Raw genomic sequence first — 15,441 nt, forward strand, 5'->3', positions numbered from 1 at the left:
ACGTAATGTTATGGATGGCTTGTCTCCGATTGACGAGATCCTACGAGCCGGTTTTCGCCACGGCCCTGCCGAAGGCGGTTTGTCCGTAGCGGCTAGCCAGCAGGTTGATCAGGGCGTTGACCAGCAGCGCCACGCCAAACGAGATGGCTATGGAGAAATGAGGTAGCAAAAAAGCCTGCATGAACAGGAATGTGCTGAAACCGAACAGCCCCATAACCAGCCCGCGGAGGGTAGAGATCGTGGCGTTGCTGCCCTGCAGCGTATGCGAGAAAATGGCCAGAATAGACGTCAGGATCGGGAAGGGCGTCAGGATACCGCTCCAGGTCGGTCCCAGCACGCTGGCCAGCCCCGTAATAACGACCACAAAAACCGTGGCAACGGCCATGCGAATCGAAATCTCGTACGGCAGCCGTCGGGCCGACGTTGTCTGTGCTTTTGGGCGTGGGAAAAAGCGCAGGGCCAGCCATACGCTACCCAGCACCAGCGCGTAGCCGACCCACAGATTCGGTCGGAGCGCGTTGAACCCCAGGGCCGTAATGGCGTAGATGCTGTACGAAGTCAGCAGAGTTGGCAACCAGCTTTGGCGCTGCGACAGGGTGGCGTACGTGAACGAAAAACTGATCAAAGCCAGGATACCCAGCATGACGCCCTGAATAGACTGGATGCCAAACGGCGTTCCCTGCTCCAGGATGAAGAACAGCAAAATAGGGCCTGCTACCCACGGCATACTTCCGATCAGCCCGCCAACCTGGTTGCCCCACCGCCGGGCAACCAGCGTAATGAGGGCGATGATAGACGGAATCAGGGTTATTTTAAGCCAGAAGACGTTCGTAAAGACCATGCCGAAAACAAGGTAGAAATCAGGCCGGCGCAGCCACCGGCCACCCTCAAAACCCGCCGGGACTACAGGAACTACTCTTTCTCCGGAACAAAGGTGAGCGACGAAAACTGATCGTCCATGAAGGCTTCCTGCGCCAGGTCCTGTAGTTCCCGGGCGGTTACGGCTTTGATGTCGTTAAAGATATCGTTGAGAGCCTCTACCCGGTCGATGTCGAGCAGACTTTTGGCCATCATCAGCATGAAACTGTTGTTGCTTTCTTCGGCCATGGCCAGCTGCCCAACCAGTTGTTCTTTGGTCTGGTGCAGTTGCAGGGTCGTGAGGGGCTGTTCGCGCAGGCGTTTCAGCTCTTTCATGATCAGCGTGCGTGCCCGCTCTACCTTGCGCGGGTCGGTACCGAAGTAAATACCCAGGAAACCGGTGTCCAGAAAAGGCGTATAGCTGGCGTCGATGGAGTAAACAAGGCCGTTTTTCTCCCGCAGGTTCAGGTTCAGCCGTGAGTTCATACCCGGCCCGCCGAGGAGGTTGACGAGCATGAAAAACGGCAGCCGGCGCGGGTCGGTCAGTCCGTAGGCGGGGCGTCCGAGCGCACACTGCGCCTGCGTAATGGGCCGTTCAACCCGGGTCTGGCGCGGTACGTAGTCGGTAGGCGTTTTTCGCTGGCGGATGGCGTGCTGTTCGGGCACATCGCGCAGGTACTTCTCGGCCACCTTCACCACCTGTTTGAACGGCAGGTTGCTGACCGATGCAAACACGATTCTGCGGGTGTCGTAGTTTTCGCCGATGAACCGCTGCAGGTCTTCGCGCCGGAACGAGCCAACCGTTTCGGTGGTGCCGAGGATGTTGCCGCCCAGTGCGTGGTTCGGAAACATCAGCTCGTCGAAGTCATCCTGAATGGCATCTTCGGGCGAGTCGTAATACATCGCCATTTCTTCGAGGATAACACCCCGTTCCCGTTCGATCTGTTTTTCCGGAAAAACCGAGTGAAAGGTGATGTCGGCCAGCAATTCGGTTGCCTTTTCGAAGTGCGCCCCCAGCACCGACGCGTGAAAACACACTTTTTCTTTCGTAGTATAGGCATTCAGTTCGCCACCTACGGTTTCCAGTCGGGTAATAATGTGGTAGGATTTTCGTTTCTCCGTACCTTTGAAAGCCATATGCTCCCAAAAGTGAGCAAGTCCCTGCTGATGGGGCTGTTCGTCGCGGCTGCCGATGTCCAGCATAATACCACAATGAGCGATCTGCGTATGGGGCATCTGCTTATGCGCAATCCGAATACCGTTGGGCAGGGTATATACTTCGTAATCTTCCATTCTAAGCCATAAACGCCGTCCACCTGACGTAGATCAGCGTACTCATGATAACCGATAGTAATCCGCCCCGGTTCCTGATTATTCAAACCGCGTTCATCGGCGACGTAATCCTGGCAACCGCTCTGCTGGAACAACTACGTCGCGCTCGTCCGCAGGCGGTACTGGACGTACTGGTTCGGAAAGGTAACGAGAGTCTGCTGGCCAATCATCCGTTTCTCAACGAAGTACTGATCTGGGATAAAAAAGGGGCCAAATACGGTAGCCTATGGGCGTTGCTGAAGACCATCCGCGTGCGTCGGTACGATGCCGTGCTGAACCTGCAGCGCTTCGGGGCCACCGGCCTGCTGACGGCCCTGTCGAACGCCAGCGTTACGGTAGGCTTCGATAAAAATCCGTTTTCGCGCTTTTTTACCCACCGCATTACCCACAAGTTCATGCCGGGGGTACATGAGGTGAACCGAAACGCCTGGATGCTGAAACCGCTGGGTCTCTCTTACGTGCGAACCCGCCCCCGGCTCTACCCGTCGCGGGCCGACTACGACATGGTTCAGCCCTTGCAGCAGCAGTCGTACGTTTGTATTGCACCCACTTCGGTCTGGTTCACCAAACAATACCCGGCCGAACGGTGGGTTGAACTGATTCAGTCGTTGCCCCGCCACCTGACGGTCTATCTGCTGGGCGCGCCCACCGATGCGGCTGTCTGCGAGAAGATCGGGCAGGACAGCGGTCGCGATGGGGTGAAAAACCTGGCGGGCACGCTGACGCTGCTCCAATCGGCCGCCCTTGTGGAAGGCGCCATCATGAACTACGTCAACGACTCGGCCCCGCTGCACCTGTGCTCGGCCATGAACGCGCCCACAACGGCCGTATTCTGCTCAACGGTTCCTGAGTTTGGCTTTGGTCCGTTGGCCAACGACGCCGTTGTTGTGCAGACGCCCGAACTCCTCGATTGTAAACCCTGCGGTATTCACGGTCGGCCGGCCTGCCCCCTCGGCCATTTTCGCTGCGCCTGGACGATTCCCGTTGAAGACCTGACCGAGCGCGCTATCCCGCTGTGAGCGTTCGGCTCGTTCCTGCCAGCTGCGTCTAGAATAGAACCGGGCAACTGGCCCGGTCTGGTCAGTTAAAGCCAGCAAGGTTGAATCTGCGGGTTAGCCCCGATTATGACAAACATCGGCTTGTCTGGGTGGTTATTCTGTAAACAAACCTCAACGCGATGAGCCGGGCTTTTCTGAAAAACGAGTCGGCCGATGATCCGGTCGTGATTCCGGCGCGGGCACCGCTGCCGCCGGGTGTTGCCAACTACGTTACGCCCCGGGGCCTGGCGCTGCTCCGGGCCGAACTGGCCGGGCTGGAAACGGAACGCGCCCACGTTGCCGCCCGGTCGGCCGATGATAGCGAGCGGACGCGTCAGCTGGCCGAACTGAACGGCCGCATCGGGCTGCTGAACCAGCGTATTGCCAGCGCGCGGGTTGTCGATCCGCACGATCATGCCGCTACGGACGAGGTCCGCTTTGGCGCCACCGTTACGCTCAAACCCCGCCCCGGTAAAACCACCCCGCCCGAACGCCGATTAACGCTGGTGGGTGTCGATGAAGCCGATGCCGCCCAAGGGCTCATTGCCTTCACCGCCCCGATTGCCCGCGCCATGCAGGGAAAGAAAACCGGCGATCTCGTTGCAGTCCGAACCATGAAGGGCGAGGACATGCTCCAGATCAGCGAGATCACGTATTAAGGGCGACAAAGCTGGGCCAGAATCAGAAAATCGGTGTAGATTAGGCGGGTAATCCTACGCCAACGTATGACCGTTTATCTGGACCTGAAAAACCTGTTCGATCTGTTCTGCATCGTACAGGGCGTCACTACGGCCATTCTGCTTTTTGTCCGGTCCGACCGGGCGTCTAACCGCTGGCTGGCCTGGCTCATTAGCGGGCTTACCCTGCAGGTTCTCGATTACTTTCTGAGCCGGTCGGGCGTGTATTACTCCCACCGCTGGCTGTATTTCTCCCCGCTGTTTTTCTCCTGGAGTTTCGGGCCGCTGCTGTACGGATACGTGCGGGCCCGGTCGGGTCAGGCGGTTCCGGGGCTGCGCTGGTATTGGGCGCCGGTTGCGGTGCAGGGGCTATTCTATACGATATTGATGGTACAGTCGCTCGATACCAAAGCCTGGTTCTGGCTGAACGTCCATAAACCCTACACCCGCTATGTAGAGCATTACGGAACCTGCCTGATGGTGCTGTACGCCATCTACCGAAGTCGGCCCTATGCATCGGAACCCTGGTTGCGGCTCCTGCTGAACGGACTAGCCGTGTTTTACGGAATAGCTGCCGTTGAGCCGCTGGTAAATCAGGCCTACCTGCCCCCGCGATGGCCGCGCTTTTACCTGACCTCGCAGATACTGCCCGTTTTTGTGTACGTACTGGCGCTGATCGGACTGTTCTATGACCGGTTGCAGAAGATCGAAAAAGTTGGTCGGCTATTACCCGTTTCGGCTGGTCAGCGCAGGCAGGTGCTCGACGCGATCGGGGCGCAGGAACTTTACAAAGACCCGGAGCTGACTCTGGCCTCGCTGGCCCGGCACCTGGGCGAAACGCCAAACGCCGTGTCGCGCATTATCAACGGCGGCTTCAACCAGTCGTTCAACGAGTTTATCAACACCTACCGGATCGATGAGGTGAAACGACGCATGGCCGCCGGCGACACCGAGCGACTGACTATTCTGGCGCTGGCCTTCGACGCGGGCTTTTCGTCGAAGACAACCTTCAACCGGGTTTTCAAAGAACAGACGGGATATACCCCAAAAGCGTATCTGAAGATGTCCCAAATCACACTTCGGGACGACGCAGACCTCCAGGAGTCGGATGTTTGAGCCAAAAATCACTCGATCATGACTGTCAGAATACTGTTGTCTGCTCTTTGGCTCATCGTGTGCGTTGTCGGCACCGTCTGGGCGCAACCCCCCGCCCGGCTGGCCGACCGGATTACCGCCGTCGAAAATAGTCTTATCCCGTACGTGCCGGTGGCCGGGCTGAAAGGCTGGTCGCTCGAAGAACGGATGCGCTTTCACCAGGTACCCGGCTTGTCGGTGGCCGTCATTCGCGATTATAAGCTGGACTGGCAGAAGTCGTATGGCCTGGCCGATACGGTAACCCGTAAGCCGGTGACGGCCGAAACCATGTTTTCGGCAGGGTCGATCTCGAAGCTGGTAACGGCCATGGCCGCGCTGCGGCTAGTCGATCAGGGCAAACTCGACCTCGACACCCCCATCAATCAATACCTGACGTCCTGGAAACTGGCCGAGAGCGACTACACGCGGAAAACGCCCGTTACGCTCCGTATGCTGCTGAGCCACCGGGGCGGCACGAGTCAGTCGTCGTATTTCGGGTATACGCCCGACCGTACGCCATTGCCGTCGGTGCCGGATATTCTGGCCGGGAAGCCGGGTACCGAAAGTCGCCCGGTGGTCGTAAACAGCGAGCCTGCCAGGGAGTTCAGGTACTCGGGCGGGGGGTATCTGGTGGTGCAGATGGCCCTGATGGACGTGACGAAGCAGGATTTTGCGACCCTCACCGAAACGCTGCTGTTTAAACCGCTGGGCCTGACCCGCACTACCTTCGCGCAGCCGCTGCCGCCTGCGCTGGCTCCCTATGCCTCGGGCGCCTACTCGTCGAACGGCTGGTTCAAAGGGAAGCCCTACGTCTATCCGCAACAGGCTGCCGCCGGTCTGTACGCCACCCCTGCCGAACTGGCCCGGCTTATTATTGACCTGCAAAACAGCTACCGGGGTCGGGGCGGTCTGCTGAGTCAGGCGTCGGCCCGGGCCATGATGCAGCCACTGGCCGTTATCAGCGAAGGCTTCATGTGGGAGCAGATCGGGCTGGGCGCGTTTCTGTTGCAAAGTGCGCTGAGCACCAACGAGCGCGGGCGCTATTTCGAGCATACGGGCACCAACGCGGGCTTTATTGCCTACGCCATCGGCAGCATAGAAGGCGGGAACGGCATGGTGGTCATGATGAACAACAACAATGGCGCATCTGAACTGGGCAAAGAGATTCGGCGAGCGGTGGCGCAGGTCTACCGCTGGACCGATTTTCTGCCGAAGCTGCTCGTTCCCAAAGTCCTGCCCGACTCCCTGCTGGATACCTACGTGGGTCGTTACCGGCGCGGGCCCGACGAGGTTGTGTCGATCCGGCGCGCCGGGAATCTGCTCATCGAAAAAATCAACAACGGCAACGACATTATCTGCGTACCTGTAGGCTCCGATACCATCGCCCTGACCGACTATACCGCCAAAGCGTACTTTAGCCGGGGGCAGACTGGGCGTATCGATTCGCTACGCATCGAGTGGGATCAGAAGCCATGGCCTCGACTGCCCGACACCGTTTACCTGCCCAATGAGCTGATCCGGATGGGTCGCCTGGCCGATGCGGTGAACGGCTATCGGGCGCTGAAACTCAACGTGTATCAACTGACCTACATGGCCTATGATTTTGCGCTGAGCCGCCCCGCCAATCTGCCCGCTGCCGAAGCGATTCTGGAGCTGGCCCGGGAGCAGTATCCCAAAGAAGGCATCGTATACGCACGCCTGGGCGATCTTTACCAGCTGCGGGGCGAGAAGCAACGGGCCGTTGATGCGTTCCGGCAAGCGCTGCTACTCGACCCTGCCGACGCCGATACGAAACAGAAGTTGAAAGGATTAGGAGAGTAAGAGACGGGGTTGCCTTTGCACCGGGACGCGTAGTCCGGATGGTTTTGCTGCCGGCATGTAGAGACGCAATCCCTTGCGTCTCCCGTCCGGATGGTTTTGCTGACGCACAGGAGACACAAGGGCAAAACCATCCCGGCTCTTGCGTCTCTCGTCCGGATGGTTTGTTGCTGACGCGCGTGAGACGCGAAGGATCGTGAGACGCGAAGGATCGCGTCTCTACGTGGGGCGTTTCTTTTATCTTTGCCGGATGACTACTCCTTCTATTCGCGTACTGGTTGTCGGTTGTGGCAATATGGGCGCGTCGCACGCCAGTGCGTACCAGACTCTCGACGGATTTGATATCTGCGGCATCGTCTCGACCGGAAACAGCAAACACGTTCTCAACGAAAAACTCGGCGGAGGGTATCCGCTGTTCAGCGATTACGCCACGGCCCTGGCCGAAACCAAACCCGATGCGGTCTGCATCTCTACCTACCCCGATACCCATGAGTCGTTTGCGCTGATGGCGCTCGAACAGGGCTGCCACGTCTTTATCGAAAAACCCCTGGCCGACACCGTTGAGGGAGCCGAGCGGGTGGTGGCTGCGGCCCGGAAAGCCGATAAAAAAGTAGTAGTCGGCTATATCCTGCGCGTTCACCCGTCCTGGGAACGGTTCGTATCCGAAGCGCAGCAGCTGGGCAAACCGCTCGTGATGCGGATGAACCTCAACCAGCAGAGCCACGGACAGATGTGGACGGTACACCGCAACCTGATGAAGTCGCTCAGCCCGATTGTGGATTGTGGGGTTCACTACATCGACGTCATGTGCCAGATGACCCGCTCCAAACCGGTTCAGGTAACGGCCATCGGCGCCCGGCTCACTGACGATATCCCGGCTGATAACTACAACTACGGCCAGCTCCAGATTCGGTTCGAAGATGGCTCCGTAGGCTGGTACGAAGCGGGTTGGGGGCCGATGATGAGCGAAACGGCCTTCTTCGTCAAAGACGTGATCGGCCCTAAAGGCTGTGTGTCGATCGTGGCTAAAAACGCTGGCAATACCGGGCAGTCGGACAACGTCGACGCGCACACCAAGACCGAATCGCTGCGCGTTCACCGGGCCGATCTGACCGCCGACGATCAGTTTACACAACCCGACACCTGGATCGACATGCACGATGAACCCGACCATCAGGAGCTCTGCAACCGCGAACAGCGCTATTTCCGGCGGGCTATTCAGGAAAATCTTGACCTGACAGATCATCTGCAGGACGCCGTCAACAGCCTCCGCATCGCCTTCGCCTGTGACGAAAGCGTCCGGACGGGCCAGGTGGTACGGTTGTAGCCAGTCTGAAACTCACGTTCATAAAGTAGGGGGAGATGCCATCAGCATTTCCCCCTTTTGTCTGAAAAACAGTGGGGGTGTCGCTTAAAAAAACGGCACTGTAACGATGATAATTGGCCTGGCTCTGCTGTGTCTGACTCAATCAATTCATCGAAAGATATCTGCTTTCAATCATCAGATACAGGCGTAAATCATCTGCAGTGAAACCCATATCCCTCATATAATGATTGCCATTTGCTTCGGCACCGTTCTAAAAATTTGTTACTTTGTATAATCTCAGTGGATCGGAAGTCTCGACACGTGCCGACCCATGAGCCAATCGTTAACCTCAATTCATGATGAAAGACAACAGTCAGGAGTCGATGGGTAGTAAATCCCGGCGCACATTTCTCAAGACCCTCGGTGTAGCCGCTGCAACGGCTCCGACGGCGCTGGTTGAAACGAAAGCGGCCAGCACTCCCACGACCCAGTACCTGAACCTGGTGAAAAATCACGCCAGTACCTCGGCCAACAGCAAGGTCCGGCTGGCCCTGATCGGAACGGGCGGTATGGGCATTGGCGACACGCAGACCGCGCTCATGGTCGACGGGGTTGAAATGGTAGCCGCCTGCGATCTCTACGACGGCCGTCTGCGCCGGGCCAAAGAACTGTGGGGCGATGGCCTGACCGTTACCCGCGACTACCGCACGCTGCTCGACCGCTCGGACATCGACGTAGTGATCAACGCCACCACCGACCATTGGCACGAGAAAATTTCGTCAGACGCCATGCGGAAAGGCAAGCACGTCTACTGCGAAAAGCCGATGGTGCAGAAGGTAGAAGACGGTCATACGCTCATTAAGGTAGCCGCCGATACGGGCAAGGTATTCCAGGTAGGCAGCCAGTTTGCGTCGTCGATCATCATCAGTAAAGCCAAGGAACTGCTGAAGGCGGGCGATATTGGCGAGCTGGTTTTTGCCGAAGCCCAGTACGACCGGCATAGCGCGATGGGCGCCTGGCAGTACTCGATTCCGCCGGATGCATCGCCCCAGACCGTTGACTGGGATACGTACCTGGGCAGCGCCCCCAAGCGCCCCTGGGACCCGCTCCGGTTCTTCCGCTGGCGCAATTACCAGGACTACGGTACCGGCATTGCGGGTGATCTGTACGTACACCTGCTCACGAGTCTGCATACCATTACCGGATCGCTCGGCCCCAACCGCGTTTATTCGAGCGGAGGAACGCGTTACTGGAAAGACGGCCGCGACGTGCCCGATATTCAGCTCAGCATCTACGACTACCCCAAAACCGCCGAACATCCGGAGTTCAACCTGACCACCCGGTCTAACTTCGTCGATGGCGGTGGGGGCGCGTATCTGGTGCGGCTGGTCGGTACCGAGGGCGACCTGTCTATCGGCTGGGATAGCCTGACCGTTCGCAAGAACAAGTTTCCGAAAGCTCCTGGCATGTCGGTCGATAACTTTCCGAAAGATCAGAAAGAACTGTTTGTGGCGGAGTACAACAAAATGTACCCATCGGTGCCCGAGATGGAAGGGCCGAAGGAGTTTAAGTATACGGTGCCCAAAGACTATAAGGGCGACCGGTACGAGCACTTCGTAAATTTCTTCAACTCGGTTCGCGACAAGAAACCCAACATCGAAGACGCTACGTTCGGGCTGCGGGCCTGCGGACCCACCCAGTGCGGCAACATGAGCCTGTTCCAGAAAAAAGTAGTGAGCTGGGACCCCGTCAAGATGAAAATCGGGAACGCGGTATAGACCACCGGCCCACTTATATACCGCCGAAGCGCCGGGTTCGGGAGCAGACCGATTATTTTTGCTCCCGAATCCGGCGCTTCGGCGTTGCTGAACAGTAACTGCACCGCAATCGATTCCGTTATGACAACCAACGAAATTTACGACATACTAACCGACGCCATCAGCCGCGCCATTCCTGATGAATGGACCATTGCCCGACTGAACGTACAGGCCCTGAGCGATGGGCAGGATATTGAGTACGACGGCACCTACCTGACCCCGGCGGGCGAGGAAGCACCACTCTCTACTGATATGCCTGAAGACGTGACACAGGCTGTACAGGCGCTGTTTATCCAGCGGAAACAGGAAGGCCAGCCCCCCGCCAACTACCTGCAGATCGATCTGAGTGCACAGGGGCAGTTTACGGCTGAATTCAGCTGGGATCAGGAAATGCAGGACGAAGACGATCATTTCTCGGCCGGCGGCACCGCCCGCGACTGGATCGCCATCCGGGACGCTAAATACGGCCCCCGCCCCGAGCCGACCGACGAGTAGCCGGGCTAGCTTTACCGCCGGGTTGGCTTCAGCCCGTCGAGCAGGTAGTCGAGTCCGTTGAGCCGGATTTCGTACAGTGTCTGGAGCAGCTGCCCCAGTTTACCGGCCGGAAACCCTTTCTGCGCGAACCATTCCAGATACGCCATCGGCAGGTGACGAAGCAGCACACCCTTGTATTTGCCAAACGGCATTTTATAATCGACCAGTTCGACCAGCAGGGTAGGGTCGCCAAAAGGTATGTGTTCGGCCATCAGCGGGCTAGTTCGATTTTGTATTTACGACCTTTCATTTTCAGATCCCGGATCTGCGTCAGCAGGGCGCTGACCTTTGCTGTTTTGACGGCGGCAAAAGACATAAAATCTTTCACCTCAATCAGGCCCAGGTCGCCGGGAGCGAGCTTGCCCTGCTGCGAAAAGAAGCCTACGATATCGACTTTGTTGAGCTTGTTCTTGCGGCCTCCGCTGATGTACAGAGTCTGAAACTCGGGCGCCTGAGGCAGCGGGCCGTCGGTGGGCAGGGGTAGCTCCTCCAGGTCGGCGGGGAGCCAGGCTGGCCTGTCTTCGGCCGGGTGGAGGATGACGTAGGCTGTGCCGGACGCGTGCATACGGGCGGTGCGGCCGTTGCGGTGGGTAAACTCGTGCTGATGAGCCGGCAGGTGGTAATGGACTACGTGTTTCATCTCTGGAATGTCGAGGCCGCGGGCCGCCAGATCGGTCGTGATCAGGTACCGGACACTGCCGTTTCGGAACTGGATGAGGGCTCGTTCGCGGGCGTCCTGCTCCAGACCGCCGTGGTACACCAGCGAGTAGATACCCCTGTCGGCCAGCAGCTCACTGGTTCGTTCGGCTGCCTCGCGGTGGTTACAGAAAATAAGCGCAGCTTCGGAATTAAACGAGCAGAGTAGTCGAAAGAGCGTATCGATTTTGTCGCGCGCCGGGGCGGAGACTAGCCTGATCGCCAGCCCGGTTTCGGTATCGTCGGGTGCGGCAAAGCTAAGCTTCGTCGGGTTGTTGAGCCGGATAAAGTCAGGAACGGTAATGCCTGCCGTAGCGGATACCAGCACCCGGTTGCGGAGGGCGGGCAGGCTATCGACAATAAAGGCCATCTCTTCGTGAAACCCCAGCGTCAGCGACTTGTCGAACTCATCGAGCACCAGCGTATGAACTCCGTCGAGGGCAACCGTTTGCCGGTCGATGTGGTCGCTGATGCGGCCGGGGGTACCGATGAGCAGCGCCGGCGGGTTGCTGAGGTTCTTCAGCTCGGTCTCCATCGAATGGCCACCGTAGCAGACGTTGACCTTATAGCCGGTTCCCATCTTTTTCCAGACCTGTTCGATCTGCAGGGCCAGTTCCCGGGCGGGCACCAGAATCAGGCACTGTACGCCGGGGCTGGCGGGTTCGAGGAGCTGAAGTATGGGTAGCAGAAACCCGAGTGTTTTGCCCGAGCCGGTGGGGGCAATCAGAAAGGTGTCGGTGTCGGGCTGGATGGCGGCTTGGGCAGCCTCCTGCATGGGGTTGAGGGCGGTGATGTCCAGATTCGCCAGGAGCTGCGCCGACTGTTCGGGAGTAAGCATACCTCAAAAGTACGCCGAAATGACGGAGCCGACACCGTTGTCAGCGCCAAACCGCCCGCGACTGCCCCCGATTGTCCGATAGTGTCGGTTGGGAGCTACCTTTTCTCTGTATATTGGCCGCCCGACACCGGCCTGTGCCGGGACCGACCGTTCCTAAACCCCTGCCATCGTATGTTGCTTGTGAACCGCTTCCTCGCTATTGTCTTCATTACCCTTCTTTTCGTCCCATCTACCCTGAAAGCCCAGACTGCGCCGGATGGCTTTGTCTTTGGTGACCTGCTTCCCGACGCGCCCGAACTAGCCGCGCGGGGTTCGTACGGAGTTGGGGTGCGTACCATGACGCTGACCAACAAGGATCAGGCCGATGTGCTGCGCACCAAAGATGGCCAGACACCCCGCTATGACCGTCCGCTTACGGTCGAGATCTGGTATCCGGCCCGGATTCCGGCGGGCAAGGCCGAGCGGGTGGTCTACGAGCAGGTAATGGGCAGTGCCAACGATCCCAAGCGGCCCCTGATCCCGTTCACCTTTGCCGGGCGGGCTCTGCGCGATGCCGACCCTGATCCCGGAACGGGCGCGTATCCGCTGGTGATCGTGTCGCACGGGTATCTGGGGTCACGCCTGCTGTTTACCTATCTGACCGAAAACCTGGCCTCGAAAGGCTACGTTGTCGTTTCGATCGACCATACTGAATCGACCTTTCGCGATGCGGCCGGTTTTCCGAGTACGCTGCTGAACCGCTCGCTCGATGATCTGTTCGTACTGAATGAAATGGCCCGGCTGAGTGCCAAAACCAGCAAAACGTTCCTGGCCGGACTGCTCGATGCTAGCAACACGGCCCTGATTGGGTACTCGATGGGGGGATACGGTGCCCTGAATGCCGCCGGAGCCGGTTACAGCGCCCAGGCTGCCAAATTTTTCAGCCAGCTGGCCGGTGGCAGCACGGCGCTGGAAGCACGCACGACCAGCTCGCCGGCCTACAAAGCCTCGCAGGACCCGCGTATCAAAGCCGTAGTGGCGTTTGCGCCCTGGGGCATGGAACGGGGCGTCTGGGATGCCGAGGGTCTGGCGGGGCTGACCCGGCCAACGCTCTTCGTGGCGGGTAGCCAGGACGATATATCGGGTTATGAGAAAGGGATCAAGGCAATTTACGACGGAGCTGTCAACGCCGACCGGTACCTGCTGACCTACCTCAACGCTCGGCATAACGTAGCCCCGAACCCTCCGCCGGCCGAGTCGCTGAAGCCCGGGTTGCCACTCGATGAATACCTGCGCTATGCCGAACCGGCCTGGAACGAACGGCGTATCAACAACATCAACCAGCATTTCGTGACGGCCTTTCTGGGTATGTACCTCAAAAAACAGGATTACGCCCGATACTTCGATCTGCCCGAAAATTCCAATACCAAGCTCTGGACGGGCTTTAAGCCCCGCACGTCGGTAGGTCTGGAGATGCGGCATGCCCGGCCGTAGACCGGCTGGTAAGCAGGGGCTGCCGATGCGCTGACCAAAGTATAATTTGGGGGAGTGGTTCTTTCACAGGCACATCTACTCATCTACTGTTGTGATATCATCTCGCCGACTTTTTCTGAAACAGCTGGGCCTGGGCGCCGTGAGCCTGAGCGTTGCCCATACGAGCTGGGGCTGGGGCGCACCCGCCCGTACCCTCAAACTGCCCCGTAGTCTGCCTGGCCTTCAGGGTGTCTCGCCGACGGGGTTGCTGAACTTCCTCACCGCCGTAGAAGCGGAGAAGCTGCATGTCCACAGCATGATGGTTGTTCGGCACGGGCAGGTCGTGGCCGAGGGTTGGTGGGCACCCTACGCTCCGCAGCTGAAACACACGCTCTATTCGCTCAGCAAAAGTTTTACCTCAACGGCCGTAGGTATGGCGGTGGCGGAGGGAAAACTGTCTGTCGACGATAAAGTGGTTTCGTTTTTCAAGGCCGATTTGCCGGCTACGGTCAGCGAGAACCTGGCGGCTATGCGGGTTAAAGACCTGCTGACCATGTCGACCGGCCACGATAAAGACACGACCGCCACTATGCGCGCCGACGGGAATACGAACTGGATTCGAACGTTTCTGGCCCAACCCGTCGACCACAAACCTGGTACGCACTTTGTCTACAACAGCGGGGCGACGTACATGCTCTCGGCCATTGTGCAGAAGCTGACCGGCCAGCCGGTACTGGCTTATCTCAAACCGCGTCTGCTGGACCCGCTGGGCATCGAAGGAGCCGACTGGGAGGTGGACCCGAACGGAATCAATACGGGGGGCTGGGGCCTGCGGGTCCGCACCGAAGACATTGCCAAATTTGGCCAGCTCTATCTGCAAAAGGGTGTCTGGAACGGGAAGCGGCTCATTAGTGAAGCTTGGATTGCCGACGCTACCCGCTCGCAGGTGATGTCGGCCGGCGGCAAACGGAAGGCCGAGGAGAACGACTGGCTACAGGGCTATGGCTACCAGTTCTGGCGGTGTCGGCACGATGCGTATCGGGGCGATGGCGCCTTCGGACAGTATTGCATCGTGCTCCCGAAGGAGGATGCTGTGGTAGCGATCACTTCCGAAACCGGCGATATGCAGGCCATTCTGGATGCGGTCTGGACCCATATCCTGCCTGCCCTGCGGGGTGAAGGACTCGCGGCCGGGAAAGCCGATACCGAACCCCTGACCCGCAAACTCAAAAGCCTGGCCCTGCCGTTCCCGAAGCAGGATACGACCTCGCCACTGACGGCTACGATCAGTGGATACACCTACGCTCTGGCTGATAACAGTCTGAAAGCGACTACGGCTTCGCTGACGTTCGGCAAGGATGGCTGTATCTTCAAACTGCGTGACGATCGGGGGACCCATCAGGTGACGTGCGGCCTGAACCGCTGGGTCGAGTCAGAAACGACCTTCCCGACGGCTCCGCTCAAACTCGTTGCCACCCCCGTTCCCGGCGAAACCCAGACGCGGGTAGCGGGTACGGGCACCTGGACCGATGCCAACACGTTCCTGATGACGTGGCGGTTCATTGAAACGGCGCATTACGAAACCGTAACCTGCCAGTTCGACGATGCCGGGAGTCTGTCTGTTGCTTTTGAAAGCAGCCTCTCCAAACTGAACAACACCAAAGATTCCCGGCCCGTACTGCAAGGCAAACGCCAGCCCGGCATGACCAGCCAGAAAGGGTGAAGTTCGTGAGGGGACATTTTTAAGGGGGTATATGTATGGCCCGGTATTCGTACCGGGCCATACATATACCCCTCATTTTTCCCGACATGAATGCCGGTGCTAGTCATAGGTCGTACTCCATTCAAATCTCGCCCGGTTCGATCAATGATCAGGGGTAGCTCGGACTCCTCTGGCATAAATGCCGATGCTGGTCATAGGTCGTGCTCCATTCAAATCTCG

13 protein-coding genes are annotated in these 15,441 nt (G+C 58.6%); 9 read left to right on the plus strand and 4 right to left on the minus strand.

Features of this window, described 5'->3' with window-relative positions:
• Positions 1–40: 40 nt before the first annotated feature.
• Together FBR45_RS03485 and FBR45_RS03490 are read right to left on the minus strand one after the other, a co-directional pair.
• Positions 41–841 (minus strand): hypothetical protein, encoded by an 801-nt coding sequence (locus FBR45_RS03485; protein ID WP_138499364.1) that lies wholly within the window; start codon positions 839–841, stop codon positions 41–43.
• 71 nt (positions 842–912) lie between these two features.
• Positions 913–2,151: a M16 family metallopeptidase gene (locus tag FBR45_RS03490; protein ID WP_138499366.1), complete on the minus strand. Its 1,239-nt coding sequence runs from the start codon at positions 2,149–2,151 to the stop codon at positions 913–915.
• 44 nt (positions 2,152–2,195) lie between these two features.
• Between FBR45_RS03490 and FBR45_RS03495 the strand changes: the two genes are divergently transcribed.
• The 7 genes from FBR45_RS03495 to FBR45_RS03525 all read left to right on the plus strand — a co-directional run bounded on the left by FBR45_RS03495 (position 2,196) and on the right by FBR45_RS03525 (position 10,474).
• Complete coding sequence (locus tag FBR45_RS03495) at positions 2,196–3,209, plus strand: glycosyltransferase family 9 protein (RefSeq protein ID WP_138499368.1); 1,014 nt, start codon at positions 2,196–2,198, stop codon at positions 3,207–3,209.
• Between the two features lie 158 nt (positions 3,210–3,367).
• Positions 3,368–3,886: a GreA/GreB family elongation factor gene (locus FBR45_RS03500; RefSeq protein ID WP_138499370.1), complete on the plus strand. Its 519-nt coding sequence runs from the start codon at positions 3,368–3,370 to the stop codon at positions 3,884–3,886.
• A 66-nt stretch (positions 3,887–3,952) separates the two neighbouring features.
• Positions 3,953–5,020 carry a helix-turn-helix domain-containing protein gene (locus FBR45_RS03505; protein WP_138499373.1) on the plus strand — a complete coding sequence of 356 codons (1,068 nt, stop codon included), beginning with the start codon at positions 3,953–3,955 and terminating at the stop codon, positions 5,018–5,020.
• Positions 5,021–5,038: 18 nt separating this feature from the next.
• On the plus strand, positions 5,039–6,859 hold the full coding sequence (locus FBR45_RS03510) for a serine hydrolase domain-containing protein (protein ID WP_138499375.1): 1,821 nt from the start codon (positions 5,039–5,041) through the stop codon (positions 6,857–6,859).
• A gap of 247 nt (positions 6,860–7,106) precedes the next feature.
• On the plus strand, positions 7,107–8,183 hold the full coding sequence (locus FBR45_RS03515; protein WP_138499377.1) for a Gfo/Idh/MocA family protein: 1,077 nt from the start codon (positions 7,107–7,109) through the stop codon (positions 8,181–8,183).
• A gap of 335 nt (positions 8,184–8,518) precedes the next feature.
• Positions 8,519–9,940: a Gfo/Idh/MocA family oxidoreductase gene (locus FBR45_RS03520; RefSeq protein WP_129600709.1), complete on the plus strand. Its 1,422-nt coding sequence runs from the start codon at positions 8,519–8,521 to the stop codon at positions 9,938–9,940.
• A gap of 120 nt (positions 9,941–10,060) precedes the next feature.
• Complete coding sequence (locus FBR45_RS03525; protein WP_138499379.1) at positions 10,061–10,474, plus strand: hypothetical protein; 414 nt, start codon at positions 10,061–10,063, stop codon at positions 10,472–10,474.
• A gap of 11 nt (positions 10,475–10,485) precedes the next feature.
• On the opposite strand, the gene FBR45_RS03530 is transcribed toward FBR45_RS03525, so the two are convergent.
• Together FBR45_RS03530 and FBR45_RS03535 are read right to left on the minus strand one after the other, a co-directional pair.
• On the minus strand, positions 10,486–10,725 hold the full coding sequence (locus FBR45_RS03530) for a DUF3820 family protein (protein ID WP_138499381.1): 240 nt from the start codon (positions 10,723–10,725) through the stop codon (positions 10,486–10,488).
• Positions 10,725–12,047 carry a DEAD/DEAH box helicase gene (locus tag FBR45_RS03535; protein WP_138499383.1) on the minus strand — a complete coding sequence of 441 codons (1,323 nt, stop codon included), beginning with the start codon at positions 12,045–12,047 and terminating at the stop codon, positions 10,725–10,727. Before FBR45_RS03535 ends, FBR45_RS03530 begins: the two co-directional genes overlap by 1 nt.
• A 171-nt stretch (positions 12,048–12,218) precedes the next feature.
• Between FBR45_RS03535 and FBR45_RS03540 the strand changes: the two genes are divergently transcribed.
• Positions 12,219–13,520 carry an alpha/beta hydrolase family protein gene (locus FBR45_RS03540; protein ID WP_138499385.1) on the plus strand — a complete coding sequence of 434 codons (1,302 nt, stop codon included), beginning with the start codon at positions 12,219–12,221 and terminating at the stop codon, positions 13,518–13,520.
• Between the two features lie 91 nt (positions 13,521–13,611).
• Positions 13,612–15,222, plus strand: coding sequence for a serine hydrolase domain-containing protein (locus FBR45_RS03545; protein WP_138499387.1), 1,611 nt, complete (start codon positions 13,612–13,614; stop codon positions 15,220–15,222).
• Positions 15,223–15,441: the final 219 nt, after the last annotated feature.

The organism is Spirosoma lacussanchae (genome assembly GCF_005870035.1).
Lineage (GTDB): Bacteria > Bacteroidota > Bacteroidia > Cytophagales > Spirosomataceae > Spirosoma > Spirosoma lacussanchae.